The sequence below is a fragment of the Hamadaea sp. NPDC051192 genome (assembly GCF_040682475.1).
Lineage (GTDB): Bacteria > Actinomycetota > Actinomycetes > Mycobacteriales > Micromonosporaceae > Hamadaea > Hamadaea flava.
The window spans coordinates 1-20,657 of the sequence record NZ_JBFBAZ010000138.1 but is presented as its reverse complement, the minus strand read 5'-3'; the positions used below and the strand labels follow the sequence as shown (position 1 = coordinate 20,657).

The following is a 20,657-nucleotide window of genomic DNA, read 5'->3' as shown; positions in this document are numbered from 1 at the left end:
GCCCGCATTATTGACTTGTCCACAACTTTCAATGATCTGGCGGTGGCTGTCTTCGCGCATCCGCGCAGCTCAACCGGTGAACCGTGACTGCCGTATTAGCCTGGCTCGCATGGACCTTGTTCAGGCTGCGGCGTGGGGTATCGCGGGCGGTATCTCAGCGGGCTTGATCAGCTTCTCGTCGTCGATCGTCGCTGCCGGTCACCGCTGGCCGTGGCATGACAACGGCATGGGCGCTTTTCCATACGCGACAGTCTTCGCCATCGGCCTGATCATCGGTGGCGTGGTCGCCGGAGCAGCACACAATCAGATCACCGGTGAATGGCCGGCCCTCATCATGGGCGCTTCAGCGCCCTCCGTACTGCGAGGCGTACTTACACGCATCGAGGTCGCCGAACGCAAACCGGAAAGCACGGCACATGACCAAGGCTGACCGATGGGTCGGCGGAATCATCGTCGCCGCGAGAACGCGAAGGCCGTGGCTGCGGATCACCGTGCCGCGATGGCTCGCCCGCATCTTGATCGCCGGCGGCGCTCAACGGGCGCCCGATCCCGACGCGATGCACCAGCGCTACCCGACCATTCCGCCCGACAATGAAACCCCTGCCGCACTGCCGTACGACCTGAAGATACACACCGCTTCCATCCACACAGCGGAGCCGAACTCGGCAGCCAGACAGCGCTGGCTTACCCAGCTCGAAAAGGAGCTGGGGACAGATCACGAGGATGTCATCGCCGCCCGCGAACATGTGGCCACCGCACTTGAGACCGACGGCCGGCTACGCGAGGCGATAGCGCTACGCCGCCGCATACTCGCCGACCGCGAACGCACGCTCGGAACAGAAGATCGGGCCACCATCACCGCCAGCAACAACCTCGCCCACGTCTTCGAAGCCGCCGGTCAGACCCAGGCCGCGATAGTTCTGTTCGCCCATACACTGCGCACCAGCGAACGGGTGCTCGGCCCGGACGACGCCGTCACCCTCACCCTGCGCAACAACCTCGGCAGCGCCTACGAGTCAGACGGGCGGCTACACGAAGCGATCGCTCTGCTGCAGCTGGCCCTCGCCGACCGCACACGCATCCTCGGCGGCGACCACCCCGACACCCTCAACACACAGAACAACCTCGCATACGCCTACGCATCAAGCCGACAGCTCGACGAAGCGATCAAGCTCTACCGTCAGACGATCGCCGCACGCGAAGCCGTTCTCGGCCCATACCACCGCGATACCCTCAACTCCCGCTACAACCTGGCCACCGCCCTTAGCCTGTCCGGGGCGCTGGAAGAAGCCATCGCCGCACACCAGCAGACACTGATCGATCGCGAGCTACGGCTCGGCCCGAACCATCCCGACGTCATAACCTCGCATTACGGCCTGGCGATTGCCTTGCAGAAGGCCCGCCACCTGCCAGAAGCTGTTGTGTCGCTGCGCAAGGCGTACGCGCTGAGTTTGGTCGTCCTCGGGCCAGACCATCCCCATAGCCGTCTGATCTTTCAGGCACTCCGCGACGCGATCACCGAACTTTCCGCCCCGCAACGAACCCTCCAAGCAAGGCTCGTGGAGCCGGACAATCACACATAGCCCTCCGATGGCTCCGGCAGGAACTCCACGCCGCGTCGAGCAGCGGATATCAGAACCGTCATACGGCTCCCGCACACTCAGACCATGACGGCATACAGCGGCCCGGCAACACTCGTCCTCTCCGACGGCACCGAGCACCAGGTGACCCTGGCAGCCCGGATCGAGCCCGTCGGAGCCATGCGCCGCTGGAGCGGCCTCTGCGTTGCCGATGGGCAGACGCTGTGGGACGCATTCAACGCTGCCACTCCTGTTGTACTGCGGCTGCAAGACGGACGTGAAGGCCGGGCACTTTTTCAGGCGGACGGGAGCTTCTCTGGAAGCGGGCCAGCGCCCTTCGAGTGAACAACAGCAGAGGGCAGACCATCGGTCGACGATATCCGCCGCGAGCGCTAAATCGGCGGGCTGTCGCTGAGCCGAGGGGGTGCCGCTTATGGTTGCGGTCCCGCCCGCCGCGCACGCACAACCTTGGCGCTCCTGTCGGCCGCCGCCCGACTCTGCGCGGACAGCACGCTGATGTAGGTATCGGCGGTGAAGGCGTAGTTGGTGTGGCCGAGCATCTCCTGCACGACCCGAATGTCGGTGCCGGACGCGAGGGCGAGGGTGGCCGCACCGTGGCGCAGGTCGTGCAGCCGTATCGGGGGCAGCTTCAGCGCCTTAATGAGCTCGGCAAAGCGGTGGGTGAGCCAGTCCGGGCGCAACGGTCGTCCCTCGGGCCAGCAGAACACGCAGCCGTCAGCGGCTGGAGAGGACCAGTCCGACGGCCGGTGATGTTCCAGCGCCTCGGTGGTGTCACGGTCGAGGGCGATGGTCCGTACTCCGGCGTCGGTCTTCGGAAGACTGTCGATGAGCTGCCCAGTGATCTCGATGCGCTGCCGGCACACGGTCAGTTCCCGGGATTCGAGGTCGACGTCGATCCACTTCAGGCCGAGCAGTTCCCCGCGCCGAAGGCCGGTCAGGGCGGCCAGATGCCACAGCGCGTACAGCGGATCGTCTGCGACGCCGTCGAGGAACTCGGCCAGCTGATCGACGCTCCACACGCCAACCACGGGACGCCACCCACCCAAACGCCACGCCTCGACCCGATTATGCGACCACACCGTCGGCCGCGGCCTCCGCGCCGCCGTAGGACCAGGCCGAGCGCCGGATTCCGCTCGAGCACTCGCTCACGGACGGCAACGTTGAGGCTGCGGCGCAACGTTGCCCGGATCCGCTGCAACGTCGCCGGAGCCAGCGGCTCGGCGTACCGGTTGACCCGCGTCCCCAAACCCTCGAACAGCTGCTGGATCTTTCCTGTGGTCAACTCGTGCAGCGGAATGCGGCCAATTCCCGGCGACAGGTATTCGATGACGTGCGACCGGTACGCCTGCCAGGTCGTCGGGCGGACGTTGCCCTCGATGGCGGCCAGCCACGCATACAGCCAGTCGCGAACCGTGGCGACTTCACCGAACCGCTCATGCAGGTCATGATCGGCAACCGCCGACTGCGCGGCCCGCGCCGCGGCTGGCGACGCGTAGCCGCCGCGACGCAACCGGACCCGGCGGCCGCGCGGATCGGTCGCCTGCACCGCGAAGTACCAGGTCCCATGACCTGCATCCGCCAGCCGTAGGCAACGGCTCCCCCACCGCCGGCCCGTGACCGGATCCTTACAGCCACACCGCCGGTAGATGCCCACCGGTTCCCCGGTCTCCATCGGGGCCATGACTCTCACCGCCTCGCCGAACCTCTGCGGGGGTGTGACAGAAACACTGACCAGGCGAATCACTCTATGACGGGCGCCTTGGATTGACCGGAAAAGATCCTGGCAAACCGATGTAGATCCATATCAGCCGACGCACACGCCGACGCCTGAGCAGAAGGACCCGTGTGCTCGCCGTGTGCTCGTATGCGATGTACCAGGAAGGTACGCGGTGGCACCCGGCGGCACATGCGCCAAACCCCGTCATCCAAACCTCAGCGAGCGCCGAGCCGCCGCGTACGCCGATCCGGTGACGAAACCGCAGGTCAAAGCTCCTCTGTTGACATTGGAGTGCGACGGTCGTAGTGTCTCAAACAGCGGCTCTTGACAGCCGCGCGGCGAAGCATGGGCTAATCTACGCGGACTCTTAATCCGCGGGTTCGGGGTTCGAGTCCCTGGCGGCGCACCCTCTGAGCTGGGAATATAGCCACTGAGCTATGTTCCCAGCTTTGTTTTTGTCCATGATGTCCGAATGCATTCGAGCACACATGGAGCACACATCAGGTCCATGTGCGGGGCTGCCAGCACGTTTCTCCTGGTCGCGTCCAAGTCGATCACGCCGGACCTGCGGACAAGAAATCCGCTGTACTGAGCGCCGTCGGCGCGAACCGCGAACCTGCGCTTGATGCCGCCGTCCTTGTCAGCCTGACCGACAGCAATTCGCCGCCCGGTCATCCGAGACGACTCGCCTTTCCAGCAGCTCGGTCAGGAATGTCCGCATACGAGGTCAAGGCGCGTCCGTGCTCGGCTGTCAGCGGTCAGCCCTCCTTGGCATCAGGCGCACACTCGCCTGCACGCAAATTCTCGCCGGCACGTTTCCTGTCCCGTTCGACCGCGCTGGACGCACCTATCGCGTTCACACCAGCGACATCTTCGACTACCTCGGCTATTCAGTCGAGGTAGTTGATTTTGACGGCGACGTCAGACCGCCAGCCAGCGGGCGGGTCACCGCACGCCAAGGCCAGACCACCGAAGTCGACACGATGGGACCAGCCACACAAGAGCAAACGGAACCACCTGAACCAGCACGATGATGATGCTCGGCTCGGAGGAGTCAGGCGCATCGATCATGCCAGACAGGTAGGGCCGGAGGGGCTGGTCGCTGGGGGCCGACACCCCAGGTCTCCATGTTTCGCTCGCGCCGGGCCACGTGGCCCATGCTGACTCGTCAAAAATCGTTGACATCCGGCACGTTGCCTCCGTTGCCCGTTCCATCTGAAGGGCTAGGCTGGAGACGCTCGGGATGTCTGGGGCGGTTGAGTTCGGTTCGCTCTGGACGATCGTTCCCAGAAGTCGCACGACGACATCTAGGCTGTCGTTCCCGATCGTGGCCTGCGGCGTTGCGCTGCCGTCACTTTTGAGCGGGATTAGCCAGACCGTCCGACCGAGGCTGGTTGCCGTACCCGGCTCTGCATCGGTGGCATAGCAGCGCACCGGGGCCGCGGGATTCGCCGTCCACGCCATCGCCCACCCGAACCGCGCACTTGCACGCAGAGGCGATTCAGTTTTCCACGCGACCGGAGGTCAACAGCCGCCGGCGGCGACTACGAATATGGAGTTGGGCATGAACCTGGCCGCGCACGTCCCTATTGCCGACAAGCTCACGACACCACCGTCGGTTCCGTTTGATCGGCGGCTGAGCGGCGGGTTCACCCATGGATCATCGATCGCGCCGGGGGCGGCCCGCTCGGTCGGCATTCTGAGCACCTACCCGCCGACACAGTGTGGATTGGCCAGTTTCGCCTCGTCGTTGCGGTCGGGTCTGCTCGCCGACCGGCCGGACACGCCAGTAGGGGTAGTGCGGATCGGCTCCACGACGGCTGGTCCGGACGATGCGGCGGTGGCGCACGTGCTGGACGGGGAGGCCGTCGCGGACAGCCACGAAGCAGCTGACGCGCTCAATCAGTTCGACATGGTGATCATTCAGCATGAGTTCGGGATCTACGGCGGCGCCGACGGGGAACAGATCCTCGAGATCGTCAACGCGGTGCGCGCGCCGATTGTCCTGGTCGCGCACACCGTTCCGGCTCGCCCGTCGATCAACCAGAGGCGAATCTTGGAATCTCTGGTCGAGTCCGTTGACGTGGTGGTGACGATGTCACGGACGGCCCGGCTGCTGCTACTCGCCGATTACCGGGCCGAACCCGGCAAGATCATGCTCATTCCGCATGGTGCTGCGCCGGTCAGGAGGGACGTTCGCCGACCGGCTGATGGAGCCCAGCCGGTGATCTTGACTTGGGGGCTGCTCGGCCCGGGCAAGGGAATCGAACTGGGCATCGCCGCACTGTCGGTCATGGACCCGGCGACGCCTCGACCGACCTATGTGGTGGCTGGGCAGACCCATCCCAAGGTGTTCGCCCGCGATGGCGAGGGCTATCGCAGCTTCCTGACGGAACACGCCGGGCGCCTTGGCGTACAGCATTTGGTGCGTTTCATCCCCGGCTATCTGAGCACCGATCATCTCGGCCGCCTGCTTGCGCAGGCCGACGTTGTGCTGCTGCCCTACGATTCGCAGGAACAGGTCACTTCGGGCGTCTTGGCCGAGGCTTTGGCGGCGGGCGTTCCGGTTGTGTCGACTGCTTTCCCGCACGCGGTCGAATTGCTTGCTGGCGGCCGGGGCGGCCTGGTAGTGCCGCACGATGATCCGGAGGCGATCGCGGCGGCGCTCACGAGGATCTTCACCGAGCCTGGGCTGGCCGATGCGATGTCGACGCACAATGCGAAGGTGACGACTGCGGTGAGCTGGCCGACAGTGGCCAGGCGCTATCGGCAGGTCTTCGACGGCCTGCTTCGCCGGTCACTCGGGCCTGTCCGATGAGCGATCAGCTTCAGGCGGCCTGGGACCATCTCCTTCGGCTGTCCGATTCCACCGGATTGTTCGAGCATGCCTCAGGGGCGACGCCGCGCCGCCATCACGGATACTGTGTCGACGATGTCGCCCGAGGTCTGGTGGTTCTGGCGCGTGAGGACCCGCAAAGCCGAGAGTTGCGGCGCCTCAGCGAGCGCTACCTGGCTTTCGTAGCGCATGCGCAGATCCATACCGGGGCTGTGCACAACCGGCTCGGATTCGACCGGCGCTGGCACGATGCCGCCGGATCGGGCGACTGGTGGGGGCGCGCTGTATGGGGACTAGGCACCGTCGCGGGCCGTAGCCGGCATGCCTGGCTGCGCGACGAGTCGTTGGCACGGTTCGAGATCAGCGCCGGCCATCGTTCACCGTCTCGCCGGTCGATGGCCTTCGCCGCGCTGGGCGCCGCCGAGGTGCTCACTGTGCGTCCCGAGCACCGTCAGGCCCGCAGGTTGCTCGCCGACGCTGCACGCGCGATCGGCGTTCCGGCCGGCGACCGGCTGTGGCCGTGGCCGGAGCGGCGGCTCTTCTACGCCAACGCCGTATTGCCCGAAGTGCTGCTCGCGGCCGGCGTGCACCTGAACCGCCCAGATCTCATCGACCACGGCATGTCTCTGTTGTCGTGGCTGCGCCGGATGGAAACCGTGGAAGACCACCTGTCGGTCACCCCGGTGGGCGGCTGGACGGCTGGCGATCCACGGCCGGGTTTCGACCAGCAGCCGATCGAGGTGGCGGCGTTGGCCGACGCGTTCGCCCGAGCCTTGGTGATCTCCGGCGACTCGGTCTGGGCGGCCGGTGTGCGGCAGTGCGTCGCTTGGTTTCGCGGTGACAACGACCTCGGCAAGCCCGTGATCGACGCCGACACCGGCGGCGGCTGTGATGGTCTGGGCCGCGTCGCGCCGAGCCGTAACCAGGGCGCCGAGTCGACACTGGCGTTGATCTCCACGTTGCAACTGGAGCGGACCGTGGAAGGGATCGGCGGGTGAATCCAATGCCGCGCAGGTTGGGACTTCGTCTTGCCGCAGATCCTCGCCGGGTGATCGCCAAGCAGTTCGTGCCCGGGGAGGAGGCTTCTGACAGTCAGTCACGGGTGCATCTGGTGATCGACCGTGTGCGGGAGATGACTGATGGGGCCGTAGCCGCCGGCCTCGCCGCCGTCCGTAGCGGCTTCGCCGACCGCCACCGTGATCTCGACGCCATCCTGGAACGGCATGTCTCGCTGGTGTCGGCTCGACTGCACGACACCGGCCAGTTCAGCCGGGATAGGCGCCTGTTGCTCGGCGCCTATCTGACGCACGAGTTCTCGGTGGAAGGCGCCGCGTTGTGCAGTCCGTCGATGGTGCGCCATCCCGATCAAACCGGCCTGCGCGAAAGCCAAGCCCGTTTCGTGCTGAGCGTACGCGCCATCGGCGAGGGCCACTTGTCGTCGATAGAGTTCCGCACCGGCATCGTCTGGAGCGGCGGGATCGCCCTGGACGACCCTGGGACGCACCTCACTATGGGGATCCGGACCGGCCGGGACACATTCAAAGCCATGATGTTCGATCATCTCAACGACCTGGACGTCGACCCCACGACCGCGAGTCAGGTCCTGTCCGAGCTGCCGGCCGCGTTCAGCGAAGACGCCTTGGGACAGGCGATGGCCGCCCTTCACCCGCACCTGCTGGCACGGCATTCGGTACAGCAGGCGGCACGCCACGCTCGCGGCATCGCGTCATGCCGCTATCGCGTGAGCTTTCCCCCTTGGACGCCGCTGGGCGAGCAACTGATCTGGCCGCACTCGGCAGCCGAACGCCACGGCATGGAGGACCTGCGCCTGGTGCGGTTCGCCGAAGGCGACGCACCCGCCATCTACCACGGCACCTACACCGCATACGACGGGGACCACGTGACGCCGCACCGGCTGACCACTCGCGACTTCCAGTCCTACGACATCGGCCCCCTGGCCGGCCCAGCGGCACGCAACAAGGGCCTGGCTCTGTTTCCGCGCCGGGTCGGCGGACGTCACCTCGCCCTGTCGAGATGGGATCGCGAAAGCCTGAGTCTGGCCACCTCAGCCGACGGGCATTTCTGGAAGCGCGGACCCGTTGTGCGCCCGGCCGCCGACCCGTGGGAGTTCGTCCAGGTCGGCAACTGCGGCTCGCCCATCGAAACTCACGCCGGATGGCTCGTGCTCACCCACGGCGTCGGCCCCATGCGCACCTACGGTATTGGAGCGATCTTGCTGGACCTCGACGAACCCGAACACGTTCTCGCCGAAACCGCGGAACCTCTGTTGCTGCCCACCATGCAGGAACGCGACGGCTATGTGCCCAACGTCGTCTACTCATGCGGCGGACTGCTGCACGACGGAACCCTGACCATCCCGTACGGCATCAGCGACACCGCCGTCGCATTCGCCCAGGTCGAACTCGGCACGCTCCTCGCGCAGATGCGCCGGCACAGCGGTCAAGCCTGACCCCGCACTGACGTCTCGGCGCCTGCCGTGCCACGTCCGATCTGATGAACGTATCGCAACGCCTGACGGTACGACCCGAACACGCTGGTCTCGGCGTATGGCAGGCCGATCTCCCCGCAGTACGCCCGGACGATCGGCCGGGCCCGGCGCAGCGCCGGCCGCGGCATGCTCGGGAAGAGGTGATGTTCGATCTGATAGTTCAACCCGCCGAACAGCATGCCGATCAGCGGCCCACCACGGACGTTACGAGACGTCAGAACCTGACGCCGCAGGAAGTCCCCGGAATCGTCCGCGGCAAGAATCGGCATCCCCTTGTGATTCGGAGCGAATGAACACCCGAGATACAACCCGAACAGACCCTGGTTGACCGCGATGAACACGACGGCTTTAACCGGCGGCAGGACCACGAACACCGCACCGAGATACGCCGCCAGGTGCACGAGCAGCAGCATCCCCTCCCCCGCACGGTTGCGGTAGTGCGGCCGGCCCAGCGCCCGAACGCTGGCCACATGTAGGTTGACACCCTCCAGCAGCATCAAGGGCAGCAGAAGAATCCCCTGATGGCGGGCCAAGAACACCCCGAAGCGGCGTCGGCGGGCGAGCGCCTGCGCCGAGGTGAAAACAATGACGTCCCCGGATATGTCCGGGTCGAGTCCCTCTTGATTCGGATGGGCGTGATGGCGATGATGCTTGTCCACCCACCAGCCGAAGCCCAGCCCGATCGCGAGGTTGCCCAGCAGGAGACCGGCTACCTCGTTGGCGAGCCGGGTTCGGAAGACCTGCCGATGACCGGCGTCGTGACCGAGAAATCCGAGCTGGGTGAACACGACGGCCAGAAAGGCCGCTGTCAGAAGCTGCCACCACGAGTTCCCGCCGACGGCGAAGACCGCCCAGCCTGCCGCCAGTAGGGCAACCGTGAACGCGATCCGCAACGTGTAGTAGACCGGCGCGCGGCGCAGCAGGCCAGCCTGGCGTACCTGATTCAATAGGACGGCGAAATCGCTGCCACGCCGCGGTTGCACAGCCGTGACGCTGGAAGTGGTCATCGGGCTCTCCTCTGGTTGATCGTCAGGCCGACGTCGCCAGGTCTAGAGCCACGTTTGATTGCAGCGTACTCGGTTGTCCGCATCACGCCGACCAGCACAGATTCCGTCGTCATGGCTCCCGAGTCGCTCAACGGCCCCCTGGCTGATCTGCTGGCGCAGTCGGCGGCACGGAGTGTGGGTGCAGTCCTCAGGCCGGTGCGGGCGATGGACTCGTCGGCGCTGGCCGGGGCGTCGAGTCGACGCCGCTGCGCGCATCACCGGCGGGACGCCCGGCCGCGTACGCGATGACGCTGGACCACGACGGTGCCGGTGGCGATGATCGCCGCGATGTTCGTCGCAGACAAGGGCGGGGCGGCCGCCGCCATGAGACGGCCGCCCCGCGGCGCGTCGGCGGTCGCGGGGTGCGTCCACGACATGAGCCGACGCGAGCCAAGTCACATGGCAATGGTGCCCGGCACTGGACACGCGCGAACAGCTCGGGGCCGAATTGTCCCGACCCCGTCAGTACATCCGAGGTTTCGCCGCCGCTTGCGCGAATCGCGGATCGATCCGTTACCGATCGCCGACGAGTTCAGGCATGACGCCGGTCATGGCCAACACCGTCTTCACCATGTCGTGCGCCTTGGATACCTTGAGGGTTACGCCCCGGCCGGCGGCCCAGTCGCGCGCCGTCATCAACGTGTGGATTCCCGTGGAGTCCAAGAACGAGACGTGCTCCAGGTCGATGACGAGGCGGTCGAAGCGGGCTCGGTTCAGGGCCTTCTCGATAGCGCTACGCAGCTGTTGACTAGTAGCGAGATCGATCTCGCCGGCGACGGCCAGAACCTGGCAACCGTCGATCGGAGGATGTGCGTTGATCGACAGCGGTGACATCTGCTTCATGGCGCACCTCCCGTCTGCTCGCCTGCCCTGCGGCAGGCTGCGTGTGCCCGTATCTTTGACGATTTTAACGGGGGTCGCCTGCCGATCGGCGTCAGCGTCGTCATCGGCCGGGCTGATCTACGCTGTGTGGACCCGCCCGAGCCGTCGGCTCACGTCGGCGCGGTCCAACGCTGCCTTCGCGCAGACATCGCGCCAGCCGCGTTGGCTACGCAGGTGTATGCGCTGGTGCGGCAGGGTACGACCAGATCGCACCAGGTATGCCCAATAGCGGGCATACCCGTCGCAAGGGGATATAGCGGTATGGCGGTGCTGAACGCGAGGATCGATCTTCCGCTCGACGAGTGGGCGCCGAGGGTGGCTCGCACGGCCGTCACTCCCATCTTGGTCGGTTGGGGCTTCACCGACCGAGGCTGGTTGGAGGCTGCCAGCGTCGTGGTCAGTGAACTGGTCACCAACGCGGTGCGTCACGGAGGTGGCTGCTTGGAGCTGACCGCAGAGTGCCGCGATCAGCGGGTCACCATCACGGCCGCTGACGGCTCGGCAGTCCTGCCAGAACGGCGTGAGCCAGACGCTAAGGGCGGCCGAGGCATCATCATCATCGAAATGCTCGCCGAGCGGTGGGGCGTGGACAGCCACCACGGCGGCAAACACGTCTGGGTACGCCTGGCCCCACACCCGGCTCGAGCTGATCTCGGCTCATCTCCTGACCGTCCGCCCGCATGACATCGCCCCAGACGGCATCTCGTCGGTGCGCGATCAGCTGTCCCACTTCCCAGTTACATCGCAGCGCGACCGCGCGAAGACGACCGCTCGCGCCCTGACTGCCGCTTGTAGTCACGGCCGGGGAAGCCGGTCGACGAGAGTGTGCAATGCCTCAATCGCGAGCCTGCGGTCGTAGGTCAGAACGACATCGTACAGTGGTGGCTCAGCCGGCACGTCGTCCTCGGGCTCGGACGGTCGTGCGATGAGCGCTGCGGCGAAGTAGCTGCCCACGGTGATGACGGCGTGCTCGGCGGCTACAGGGTCCTCCGGGGACAGAGATACGGCCTGAACGCCGGATCCGAAGCGGGCGGGCAGGTTCGGCCCGAACACAGCCACGGTCACGCCGCGCTGGGCGATGCGGGTGTAGGACTGTATCGACTCGTCGTCGAAGGCAGCCGACTCTGGCAGCGCCGCGAACAGCAGGTGGGCGGCACCGGTGTGCAGGGCGACGTCCTCCAGCAAGCTTTTCATCGGGGCGAGCATGGGAAGGCTCATCCTCGAGGTACGCGCTCTGTCACGCACCGCGTCAAAGGGGGTGCGCGCGGCCTCGGGGTAGGGCTTGACCCGGGGCAGCGAAGTAGCCGACAGTTCGATCTCGTCCGGGAGCGGCCCAGGCCGGCCGAACAGCCAACCCTGACCCAGGGTCGCGCCCATGGCACGGGCGGCCGCCAGATGCTCATGCGTCTCGATACCCTCGCACAGCACCGCGGCACCAGTGACCTGTGCCTCGGACAGCACCGCGTTGATCACGTAGTTCCGCGCCCACGACGGTGCAGAGGCCTGGATCATGGCGCGATCGAATTTGATCACATCGGGGGACAACACAGAGATCATGCCGATGCTGGCTGGGTTGACGCCGACGTCGTCGAGCGCGATGCGGCTGTGGACCCGACGTGCGCCGACTACCGCGTGCAAAAGAGCGGCGGGGTCCTCGATGGCACGTTCCGTGATCTCCAGGATGAGGTCCAGTTCCTGGAGCCCGCGCTCGAAGACTGGCAGCAGATCGGGCGGGCAGGAAGTGCCGAACGTGGCCGGGTCGAGGTTGACGAACAGGGGGACGCCATACAGGCCCGCGTCGAAGGCCGCGGCGCACGCGGCAGTAGCGCACACCCAATCAAGCTCGGCGCTCGCACCGCACCGCTCAGCCTCGGCGAACAGGGCCTCAGGCATGAACAGACGGCTCTTCTCGGGCCCGCGAGCCAATGCCTCGAACCCGACCGGCCGTTGGTCGTCGAGCGAGACGATGGGCTGGAAGACCGGCTTGACGGCGCGTTCGGCGAGCAGAGCCCTGAATTCGTCACCGGCCGACAGCGCCAGCGTCACGGCCGCCTCCACTGACGCATAGTCACCGCACATCCGCTACGATCTCTAGTCTTCGATCATATCCCCGGCCGGCCAAGGGCCGTAGGCGAACGCCTGACGACCACTGCCCCGGCTTCTGATACGGCTTCCAGTGGCGAGGCCTGCCGAGCGTGGGCGCTGCGCCTGAAGAGGGTCGCGGCGTGCGCATACCTCGGACGACGCGCGAGCACAAGAGCTTGCCGATGTCAGTCGTCCAAACGAGCGCAAGAGGTTTCATGCGGATCAGGCACGGGTAATCCGCACAGCCGTGACGATCTCCAGCCACCTTCCGCCGACGACAAACCATCGCGCGTATGAGCCGGAGCCCCTGCGAACCTCCGAAGAATACGAAGCCGGCCGCCGCATGGCCCATGCATGGCTAGCCACCGAGGATGGCCAGCGCTGGCGCGAACGAAGCCCCGGTCATGCCTCGCTACTGGGCATCGCGTTGCGAACGCTCGCCGATCGGCACGGCCATGACTTTCGGTGCGGGTTCACCGACGTTGCGACAGCCGCTACCACCTCAACGAGGGGCACACACCACGACACCAGGCGAGTGGAGCGGCTCACCGTCGGGCTTAGTGCCGAAGAGGACGCCGCATTGCGAACCCTGCGGGAGTTCGACGGCGTCGCGGCGGCCGCCCGGGTACGTGCGATGTTGCTCGTCTATCGGACCGATCCGGAGTTCCGGCGACGAGTTGACCAGGCAGCCGGTTCCCAGCAGTAGCCTGTCAGCGCGTTGCCGGCTCGCACGGCGACACTCCTGCGGGCTAGCGCGGCAGATGAACCTGCCAATGTCGTCCGCTCGCCATCGCCTGGCCAGTGCCGCGCGACGGTTCGAAGCGCCTTCCTCGGGCCGGATGCTCGACCTGTGCAGCCCCGGGTCTACATCCGAATCCGGCCCGGCCTTGAGCCCGACTGCAAGGCCGCCGAACCCACATTCTAGTCGGCCGTAGGGGACGGCCTTCGAAGCTGGCTTCCCAGCCCCTCCAGTTGCAACGTCGTCGTGGCAGCCAGTCCGCAACCTAGGCAAGCACGAGCACTGCGAGCATCATCATCACCGAGCCAGCCAACAGACCACCACGCATACGACCACTGCACGCGTGCGAGGCCTGAACGCTGCTTGCCCGGCCAGCCGGTGCAGGCCCGGCCTCGCCGACTGGCTAGACACACTCGAATCACGGCGTCCCCTCGACACGGCATCTCCTGACTTTCGCCCGCGTGGCAGGCACCTCAGTTTGGATGTCGTCGGTCCGGGATCAATCCGACCCTACGCTCCGGCACGCCTCGGCACCACCGCTCCCAGATGCCCACCTTCGCCCCCCCATCGATCGACGGCCCGCAGCGCATCCTCCATCCCGGACCGCACGCGGACCGCCGTTCGATACGCCGACGTCATACGGCTGCCAATTGTGGCTGCCCGTAGCATCGCGGCCGCGGCGTCGACCTCGCCGGTCTGCGGTTTGACTACCAGAAGATTGATTCGGTCGCCGTGTGCGCACAACGCCGTAAGCAGGCTAGCCGGCTGGCTGGCGAAATAGCTCACGGCGATCGATCGACGCCCGACGCGTACCTTCGCCGGCCCGGGCTGCCAACCGTCGGCACCCAGCAGAACAGACACGACCTCCCCGTGGAGACCGTCAAGCCCAAGTACCAGCTCAGGCAGCTCCACCGATACGTCGGTGGAGCGGGGCCACCAAGCGCCGTCGAGAAGATCGAGTGAGGAGCCGGCTGGATCCATATACAGCCGAAGCCTACCGAGGGCAGATGCTGGGACAAGGCCCGACAAGTTCGGGGGACCAACACGTACTGACACTGTGTCACCGCTCCCGTCGTGCCGGTAAGGCAGACGTCTCAATCGGAACGTGTCGTTATCCGGATCTATCTCAACCGTACTCCCCAACCGCTCGGCGGACGAGGTCAGCCGCGGCAGATCCGCCCTCAAGCGTAGAATCGCACGAATCTCACATTCGTCTCTACCGCCCGGTTTGCAGGGCCGGGGACTTTGGCGCATGGTTAGGGCAAGGTGGCAACTTCATAAGGACGTGCCCCTATGCCCGATGATCGTTCTGCGTGTCTCGATGTCAGCGCGTTGTTGCAGATGACTCACGAAACCATGATGGCCCGCTGGCGGCTTGGTCTCGTGACGCCGATGTCGGCGACGATCAGCACGTTCGCCAAGACCGACGGAACCTGGTGGACGGCGGCCGGGGCGATGTGGAACCGGGTCAGCATGCTCGAGGAGAACGAACGCCTCGACTTCCACCATGATCGTTTCGGCGACCGCGCGCAGGCGTCCGGGCCGACGACCACCACCCCGGCCAATCCCTGGGACAGGCGCCCGCCGCAGTCATTGTTCAGCTAGGCCGGTCGCCTGGCACCGCCGATCTCGTGTCAGCCGCAATGGCGGCGCCGCGGACGCGGTCTACAGCCCAGCGAACCGAGCCGCAGCCCATCGGGTTACGGGTGCTCGTCCGTCAGGACCAGGCGAATACCGTCAGCAATCTCCTCGACGGCGAAGCCTCCGGCGCGCATGCCCAGATCCGGCAGCATGGCGTCATACAGTTCCGCGTTGGAGATCTCCACCTCTCCGCCCGCACGGCGGATCAAGGCAATCAGCACCGCCCGCAGATCGGCGTCACTCGGCGTTCTGGTCACGGCGACTCCTATTCGATACGCATTAATCTACCAGTGGCACACACTCAGCCACGAACCAGCCAAGATCATCCTCCGCTCTTCGCCGGGCCGGTTGTACGCTGGAGCCAACTCCGGGAATTCGGCGCCGCGTCCGCGGCACCACGATCTTCCGGTTCCGGCAGGGCGAGGAACGGCGGCAACCGCGGCCGACATAGATCCGCGTGGGGATGACCACCCGTGTCGCGCAACTTCCGACGCCGTCTCGGCCAACGCGTTCGGAGATCTCCGTGTCCCACACCGACCGCTCACCATCCATGTCCGCGTACGCCGGCCAAGCCATGCCCGACAGCCGCCTGGCGAGCATGTTCGCCCCTCGATCCACCACAGCCCCGATCTCGGCGACATCCATCGGCATGCTGGGCGCCTACACGTCCGACCGAGATGGAGTGACCACGTTCTCCGCCCACCTTCGGCAGGCGATGCTCCTCGACCGGCCGAACACTTCGATCACGGTCGTCACCGCCGGTGAGACCATGGATGTCAACCCTCCCGAGGTGGTGCACCAGCTGAACTCCACCTCGGCAGGCAGCCGCCCGGCAGCCGCGGTACTCAGCCAGAACGACGCGGTCCTCGTGCACTACCAGGACGGCGTCTACGGTGGAACGGAGGGAGACCAGATCCTCGACGTTCTGCAGTGGATCACCGTCCCCGTGGTGGTGATCATTCACGACCTGCACCCACAGCCGAGCGCGCGCCGCCGATTCATCATCGAAATGCTCACCACGTCCGCCGACGCAGTGGTCACCATGTCGGAGACCGGACGCCGAATCCTGCTCGACGAATACCGCGTCGAGCCCCGCAAGCTCATAAAGATCCAGCACGGAGCAGAATTTAGCTTCGTGCGCCCGGATCAGAGCATCCGTCCCCGCCACAGACCCCGCATTCTGACGTGGGGCCTGCTCGGACCCGACTGCGGCGTGGAACTCGGATTGCGCGCCGTCGCACAGCTTCGAGCAGTGGACCCGCCGGTGCACTACTGCGTAGCAGGCCCCCTGGACCCAGCCCTCGACAGATCGCAGGCCAACGCCTATCGCGCCAGTCTGCTGACCCTGGCCGACGAACTCGGCATCGCCGACACGGTCGAGTGGCAGATCGGCCCACTGCACGCCGAGCGGCTCAGCGATTTAGCCCAGCGGGCCGACGTCATCCTGCTGCCCCAGAGTCCAGCCGACCGCACAGCCTCCGCGATTCTTGCCGACGCGATCACCGCGGCCCGGCCCATCGTCGCCAACGGCTTCCCATATGCGACGGAGATCCTGCCGGACACCGGAGGAGGCATCGTCGCCACCGAGCCGGCCACGATCGCCGACGCGCTGACCCGCATCATCACCAATCAACGACTGAGCACCAACATGGCCGACCGCAATGCGGCGCTGGCACCCGCTTTGGACTGGACGACGGCGGCCGGGCAATACCGCCAGCTGGTCAACGTGCTGCTACGCCGGCCAGCGGACCGCTGACCGATCAGAATCATACGCAACTGGCAGATAGCCCCACTGAGCCGGGAAAAATGACAGGACGACCGGTCGGGTCCAGCAGACGGCCCGGCCGACGCCGCACCTCCACAACTGCCCCACCCAGCAGACCAGTCCGGTCGCGCCCAGGCACACCTCGTTGCGGGCCTATCGACCCTGAGCGGGGTACACTCGCAACGAAAGCCAGCATCACTCTTAGCTGGCGTCTTGAGGACCGGCTCCCGAACGTGCCATGGCTGCCGACCCCTGGGACAAGGCAACCATTTCGCCCAATGTCAGGAGTCGCCATGCCCGACAAGTCTCCGCACAAATCCAGCGCCAAGAAGCTGGGCAAGAGCCTCAAGGAAAAGCGAGCCACCAAGGCCGAGAAGGCCGCCCAGAAGGTCGACAAGCCCGTCAATCTGCCCAGGTCGTAGGTTGGCAATGGTACGCAAATCGCTGATCGTCGCCGTCCTTCTGAACCGCGGCCTCACCGAGCGTGCCGATTGGGTCGACCGGACGATGCCGGAGGACATCGACGTCCACCGCAACGCCAGCCTTTTCGACATGCTGGGAATCGACCCCGAGACGCTGACCGAACAACAGCCGACGAGGCGGACCGACCCGACTGAGATCACCCAGGATAGGTGAGACAGCGGAGACTGGGCGCCTGACTCCGTGCCTGCTGCCCTGCTCGGTGGCAGAGATCAGGCGAGGGTGACAGCGATGCAGCTGACGAGACATCATTCAACCGCAGCAGAATCGCTTTGGGTCGATGCCATAGCTCGGCGCGGGTGATGGCATGGTCGATCGGTACGCGCATGTGGAAGCTCTTATCCGAGACGAGCCCAGGGCGAGCGACGATCAGCCAGGGATGGCTGGCGGCTTACGCCGGTTGTGTGGCGCCGCTGGGCGGGCGCTGGCCGCGTCCGGCGCCGGGCTGACGGTCATGGCGGCAAAGGGATTGCGAGCCGTGTCGGCGGCCTCCGACCCGGCAACCGGGCGGCTGGAGGAACTACAACTCACCCTGGGCGAAGGTCCCTGTGTTGAAGCCTACGGGCTGCAGCGGCCAGTGCTGGTGCCTGACATCTCCGATCGGACGATGACGCAGTGGCCGGTGTACGCGGAGGCGGTCCACTCCCTCGGCGTACGCGCGGTGTTCGCGTTCCCGCTGCAGATCGGCGCCGCCCGGCTAGGCGTGATGGACGTGTTTCGCGGATGGAGGGGGATGCTAACACCGGCCCAGCTGTCGCTCGCGCTCACCTTCGCCGATGTTGCCGTGGCGACCGTGCTCGACGGGCAGCGTGGCCTCGGTCGAGTCGGTGCTGGCGACGGCCTGGGGGATCCGCTGGGGGCACGGGCAGAGTTGTTCCAGGCCCAGGGAATGGTCATGGTGCAGCTGAGCGTGAGCCTCGCCGAGGCTATGGTTCGGCTGCGCGCGTACGCCTTCACCCATGACCAGCGGCTGGCCGACGTGGCAGCCGATGTAGTCGCGCGTCGCCTCGTTTTCAGCTCCGACCCGCAGCCGCCAGGAACAACGAACCGCTTGAGTTAGGAATGGAGGAGGTCGCCTTGTCCACGGTCTCAGCACAACGGCTAGCGCCAGTGTTCGTCGAGGTCGCCGACACGCTCGTCGACGAGTTCGACCTGATTGAGTTCCTACAGCTACTCGCCGGCCGCACAGCGGACCTCTTGGACGCCTCACCGGTCGGGCTACTGCTGGCCGACCAGCATGGTCGGCTGGAGTTCATGGCCGCCTCCGAGGAGAGCGTCAAGCTGTTGGAGCTGTTTCAGGTGCAAAACCAGGAAGGCCCGTGCCTGGAAGCTTATCGCAGCGGCACGCCGGTGATCAACGTCGACCTCGAACGCGCCACGGATCGGTGGCCCCAGTTCGCCCCCCGTGCAGTGCAGGCGGGATTCCAATCGGTTCATGCGTTCCCGCTGCGGCTACGCGCCGAACGCATCGGCGCGATGAACGTGTTCAGCTCCGACGTCGGTGGACGCTTGGCTGACAGCGATGTGGAGATCGTTCAGGCTCTGGCCGATGTCGCCGCTATCGGGCTGCTCCAAGAGCGGGCCATCCGCCGGGGGGAGCTGCTCACCGAGCAGCTGCAGGGGGCGCTCAACAGCCGCATCGTCATCGAGCAGGCCAAGGGAGTGATCGCACAAGCTCGCGGGGTAAGCGTCGATGAGGCGTTCGCACTCATTCGTAGCTTCAGCCGAAGCCACAACCTCCGCCTGAGCGACCTGGCGCGCACCATCACTACCGACCCGTCGAGCATCCCGGAGCTGCTCCACACGCATCGTTAGCGTGTTGCGGCCTGCGGTCAGGAAGTCGCCGGCCACGTCGGCGTCACTGCTTGACGGTTTGGCGTTCCTGCTGTCATGAATCCGCTTCGGACCGTCAACTCCTAGGCGCCGCGGCGGTCGGACGCGGCCGGCACGCTTTGGACCGCTGTATGCGATGCCGACCGCCTTCCTCCCGTAGGCTGCCATAGCCTCGCCTCGCGTGTGTCGGCGTCGGCGGGTTACTGACAATGTGGTGAGATATGACCCGCCCTGGGTGTCGTGGGTCCCGGCCGCTGGCAAGCTTCCTCGCTCAGGTCGGTGCGGACGCGTGTAGACGCTGCTCCGTTGGCAGGCGGAGCCGAACTTTCGTCGGGCTATGCCGATCTCCGAGAACGCGGTGGCGCATAGCTGACCCAGGCTACTGCCAATTCGTTGACGTGGCAGAGGATCTGGCCGACGCCGGACCGGCACCCCCAACGGCATGCAAAAGTTGCCTTTCCTCGATCTCAGCGTAGGCTCCAGACGACACGACAGCTGTCCCGGACCCTGGCGGCACCGCCTTCCCGCGCACCCGACGAGGGAGAACGTCCATGGGCCCCACCAGCTTCGGCGTACAGCGCCGGCAGGCTGCCTCGGCACCGCGCTTCGACTCCATTCCAGCCGTTGCCGACGCTGCGCCACCGAAGGCGCCACTCCTTGCCCGACGATCGATTGTGGCAAGTTCCAAAGATGCCCCGGAACGCGAGGACTTGATCGCCTCGCATATGCCGTTGGCGATGCGGCTAGCGCGCTCGTTCGCCGGTCGAGGCGAAGAACTCGACGACTTGAGCCAGGTAGCAATGCTCGAGCTGGTAACAGCCGCCGACCGCTATGACGCGGCACGTGGCGTCCCCTTCTCACAGTATGCCCAGCCCTGCATTCTCGGAGCACTCAAGAAGCACTTCCGTGACAGGGGCTGGAACCTGCGGGTCGACCGGCGTACGCAAGAACTCTGCCTACTGATGAGTCGCGTCCTCCCGCTGCTTACGCAGATGCTGGGCCGGCACCCAACTATCTCAGATATGGCAATTCAGCTTCATCTGCCCGAAACGGACATTCGCAATGGCATGCAGGGTATGCTGGCCTACCGGACGCGGTCGCTGGACGCACCCATGGGTGGCCGAAACGACCGCGAGCTCGGTCTGGGATTGGGTCAACTAGACGACGACCTGGAACGCGTGCTCGATCAATGCACTCTCGGCACGCAGGTGGCCCGGCTGCCGACACGACTACAGGCCATAGTTCGCCTTCGATTCGTTGACGACCTGAGTCAACGCGAGATCGCAGACCGCATCGGCTTCTCCCAAATGCACGTCTCGCGGCTGCTGGATCGCGCGATCGACGCCTTGCGCACCGCGATCGTGTCTGAAGCCTGAGCAGCCGAGACTCGATCCTGCAGCGTCTGACACCCGCCGCGCATGGCGATCAGGCTAGTGGCTCAGCAGGAAACGTTGGCCAGGTAATCGGGTGAGCGGATCTTGGATTTGGTGGCGAAGTCGCGTTTCGGTTCGGCATGACTGTTG

General features: G+C 65.9%; 23 protein-coding genes and 1 tRNA gene. 16 read left to right on the top strand and 8 right to left on the bottom strand.

The window, feature by feature from the left end; all coding sequences use genetic code 11:
- The 3 genes from AB0M47_RS35235 to AB0M47_RS35225 all read left to right on the top strand — a co-directional run.
- Positions 1-430: hypothetical protein (locus AB0M47_RS35235; RefSeq protein ID WP_363421873.1), on the top strand; the 430-nt coding region annotated here is incomplete at its 5' end.
- The gene (locus tag AB0M47_RS35230; RefSeq protein WP_363421871.1) at positions 417-1,583 is read left to right on the top strand and encodes a tetratricopeptide repeat protein; all 1,167 of its coding nucleotides are present in this window, start codon (positions 417-419) and stop codon (positions 1,581-1,583) included. The genes AB0M47_RS35235 and AB0M47_RS35230, both read left to right, overlap by 14 nt.
- Positions 1,584-1,667: 84 nt before the next feature.
- Positions 1,668-1,925 carry a DUF4873 domain-containing protein gene (locus AB0M47_RS35225; RefSeq protein ID WP_363421869.1) on the top strand — a complete coding sequence of 86 codons (258 nt, stop codon included), beginning with the start codon at positions 1,668-1,670 and terminating at the stop codon, positions 1,923-1,925.
- A gap of 86 nt (positions 1,926-2,011) precedes the next feature.
- Here the strand turns inward: AB0M47_RS35225 and AB0M47_RS35220 are convergent, their stop codons facing one another.
- Positions 2,012-2,620: a site-specific integrase gene (locus tag AB0M47_RS35220; protein ID WP_363421867.1), complete on the bottom strand. Its 609-nt coding sequence runs from the start codon at positions 2,618-2,620 to the stop codon at positions 2,012-2,014.
- The gene (locus tag AB0M47_RS35215) at positions 2,536-3,282 is read right to left on the bottom strand and encodes a hypothetical protein (RefSeq protein WP_363421865.1); all 747 of its coding nucleotides are present in this window, start codon (positions 3,280-3,282) and stop codon (positions 2,536-2,538) included. The genes AB0M47_RS35220 and AB0M47_RS35215 overlap by 85 nt, the downstream gene beginning before the upstream one ends.
- Positions 3,283-3,651: 369 nt before the next feature.
- Between AB0M47_RS35215 and AB0M47_RS35210 the strand changes: the two genes are divergently transcribed.
- The 4 genes from AB0M47_RS35210 to AB0M47_RS35195 all read left to right on the top strand — a co-directional run bounded on the left by AB0M47_RS35210 (position 3,652) and on the right by AB0M47_RS35195 (position 8,624).
- Positions 3,652-3,724, top strand: a tRNA-Lys gene (locus tag AB0M47_RS35210).
- 1,158 nt (positions 3,725-4,882) lie between these two features.
- The gene (locus AB0M47_RS35205) at positions 4,883-6,136 is read left to right on the top strand and encodes a glycosyltransferase (protein ID WP_363421863.1); all 1,254 of its coding nucleotides are present in this window, start codon (positions 4,883-4,885) and stop codon (positions 6,134-6,136) included.
- Between the two features lie 56 nt (positions 6,137-6,192).
- A complete protein-coding gene (locus AB0M47_RS35200) occupies positions 6,193-7,152 on the top strand; it encodes a glycosyltransferase (protein WP_363421861.1) in 960 nt (319 codons plus the stop codon).
- Between the two features lie 50 nt (positions 7,153-7,202).
- On the top strand, positions 7,203-8,624 hold the full coding sequence (locus tag AB0M47_RS35195; protein ID WP_363421859.1) for a glycoside hydrolase family 130 protein: 1,422 nt from the start codon (positions 7,203-7,205) through the stop codon (positions 8,622-8,624).
- Here AB0M47_RS35195 and AB0M47_RS35190 read toward each other — a convergent pair.
- From AB0M47_RS35190 to AB0M47_RS35180, 3 genes are all read right to left on the bottom strand, one after another.
- The gene (locus tag AB0M47_RS35190; RefSeq protein WP_363421857.1) at positions 8,615-9,670 is read right to left on the bottom strand and encodes an acyl-CoA desaturase; all 1,056 of its coding nucleotides are present in this window, start codon (positions 9,668-9,670) and stop codon (positions 8,615-8,617) included. The two genes, AB0M47_RS35195 and AB0M47_RS35190, sit on opposite strands and share 10 nt — an antisense overlap.
- Positions 9,671-9,924: 254 nt before the next feature.
- The gene (locus AB0M47_RS35185; protein WP_363421855.1) at positions 9,925-10,086 is read right to left on the bottom strand and encodes a hypothetical protein; all 162 of its coding nucleotides are present in this window, start codon (positions 10,084-10,086) and stop codon (positions 9,925-9,927) included.
- A gap of 136 nt (positions 10,087-10,222) precedes the next feature.
- Entirely contained in the window at positions 10,223-10,552 is a 330-nt protein-coding gene (locus tag AB0M47_RS35180; RefSeq protein ID WP_363421853.1) for an STAS domain-containing protein, read from the bottom strand.
- A 300-nt stretch (positions 10,553-10,852) separates the two neighbouring features.
- Between AB0M47_RS35180 and AB0M47_RS35175 the strand changes: the two genes are divergently transcribed.
- Positions 10,853-11,275: an ATP-binding protein gene (locus AB0M47_RS35175; RefSeq protein ID WP_363421852.1), complete on the top strand. Its 423-nt coding sequence runs from the start codon at positions 10,853-10,855 to the stop codon at positions 11,273-11,275.
- 111 nt (positions 11,276-11,386) lie between these two features.
- Here AB0M47_RS35175 and AB0M47_RS35170 read toward each other — a convergent pair whose 3' ends face one another.
- Positions 11,387-12,637, bottom strand: a complete 1,251-nt coding sequence (locus AB0M47_RS35170) for an EAL domain-containing protein (protein WP_363421850.1) — start codon at positions 12,635-12,637, stop codon at positions 11,387-11,389.
- A 286-nt stretch (positions 12,638-12,923) separates the two neighbouring features.
- Between AB0M47_RS35170 and AB0M47_RS35165 the strand changes: the two genes are divergently transcribed.
- Entirely contained in the window at positions 12,924-13,382 is a 459-nt protein-coding gene (locus tag AB0M47_RS35165) for a hypothetical protein (protein WP_363421848.1), read from the top strand.
- Positions 13,383-13,925: 543 nt separating this feature from the next.
- Here the strand turns inward: AB0M47_RS35165 and AB0M47_RS35160 are convergent.
- Positions 13,926-14,396, bottom strand: coding sequence for a DUF5994 family protein (locus AB0M47_RS35160; RefSeq protein ID WP_363421846.1), 471 nt, complete (start codon positions 14,394-14,396; stop codon positions 13,926-13,928).
- Between the two features lie 360 nt (positions 14,397-14,756).
- Between AB0M47_RS35160 and AB0M47_RS35155 the strand changes: the two genes are divergently transcribed.
- Positions 14,757-15,020, top strand: a complete 264-nt coding sequence (locus AB0M47_RS35155; RefSeq protein WP_363421844.1) for a hypothetical protein — start codon at positions 14,757-14,759, stop codon at positions 15,018-15,020.
- Between the two features lie 95 nt (positions 15,021-15,115).
- Here AB0M47_RS35155 and AB0M47_RS35150 read toward each other — a convergent pair whose 3' ends face one another.
- Positions 15,116-15,313 carry a hypothetical protein gene (locus tag AB0M47_RS35150; RefSeq protein WP_363421842.1) on the bottom strand — a complete coding sequence of 66 codons (198 nt, stop codon included), beginning with the start codon at positions 15,311-15,313 and terminating at the stop codon, positions 15,116-15,118.
- 266 nt (positions 15,314-15,579) lie between these two features.
- Here AB0M47_RS35150 and AB0M47_RS35145 point away from each other — a divergent pair, with 266 nt between their 5' ends.
- The 6 genes from AB0M47_RS35145 to AB0M47_RS35120 all read left to right on the top strand — a co-directional run bounded on the left by AB0M47_RS35145 (position 15,580) and on the right by AB0M47_RS35120 (position 20,510).
- The gene (locus AB0M47_RS35145; RefSeq protein ID WP_363421839.1) at positions 15,580-16,812 is read left to right on the top strand and encodes a glycosyltransferase; all 1,233 of its coding nucleotides are present in this window, start codon (positions 15,580-15,582) and stop codon (positions 16,810-16,812) included.
- 302 nt (positions 16,813-17,114) lie between these two features.
- Positions 17,115-17,243: a hypothetical protein gene (locus AB0M47_RS35140; protein WP_363421837.1), complete on the top strand. Its 129-nt coding sequence runs from the start codon at positions 17,115-17,117 to the stop codon at positions 17,241-17,243.
- A 1-nt stretch (position 17,244) separates the two neighbouring features.
- A complete protein-coding gene (locus AB0M47_RS35135) occupies positions 17,245-17,457 on the top strand; it encodes a hypothetical protein (protein ID WP_363421835.1) in 213 nt (70 codons plus the stop codon).
- 151 nt (positions 17,458-17,608) lie between these two features.
- Entirely contained in the window at positions 17,609-18,361 is a 753-nt protein-coding gene (locus tag AB0M47_RS35130; RefSeq protein ID WP_363421833.1) for a GAF and ANTAR domain-containing protein, read from the top strand.
- 50 nt (positions 18,362-18,411) lie between these two features.
- A complete protein-coding gene (locus AB0M47_RS35125; protein ID WP_363421832.1) occupies positions 18,412-19,116 on the top strand; it encodes a GAF and ANTAR domain-containing protein in 705 nt (234 codons plus the stop codon).
- A 569-nt stretch (positions 19,117-19,685) separates the two neighbouring features.
- The gene (locus AB0M47_RS35120; RefSeq protein WP_363421829.1) at positions 19,686-20,510 is read left to right on the top strand and encodes a sigma-70 family RNA polymerase sigma factor; all 825 of its coding nucleotides are present in this window, start codon (positions 19,686-19,688) and stop codon (positions 20,508-20,510) included.
- Positions 20,511-20,657 lie beyond the last annotated feature (147 nt).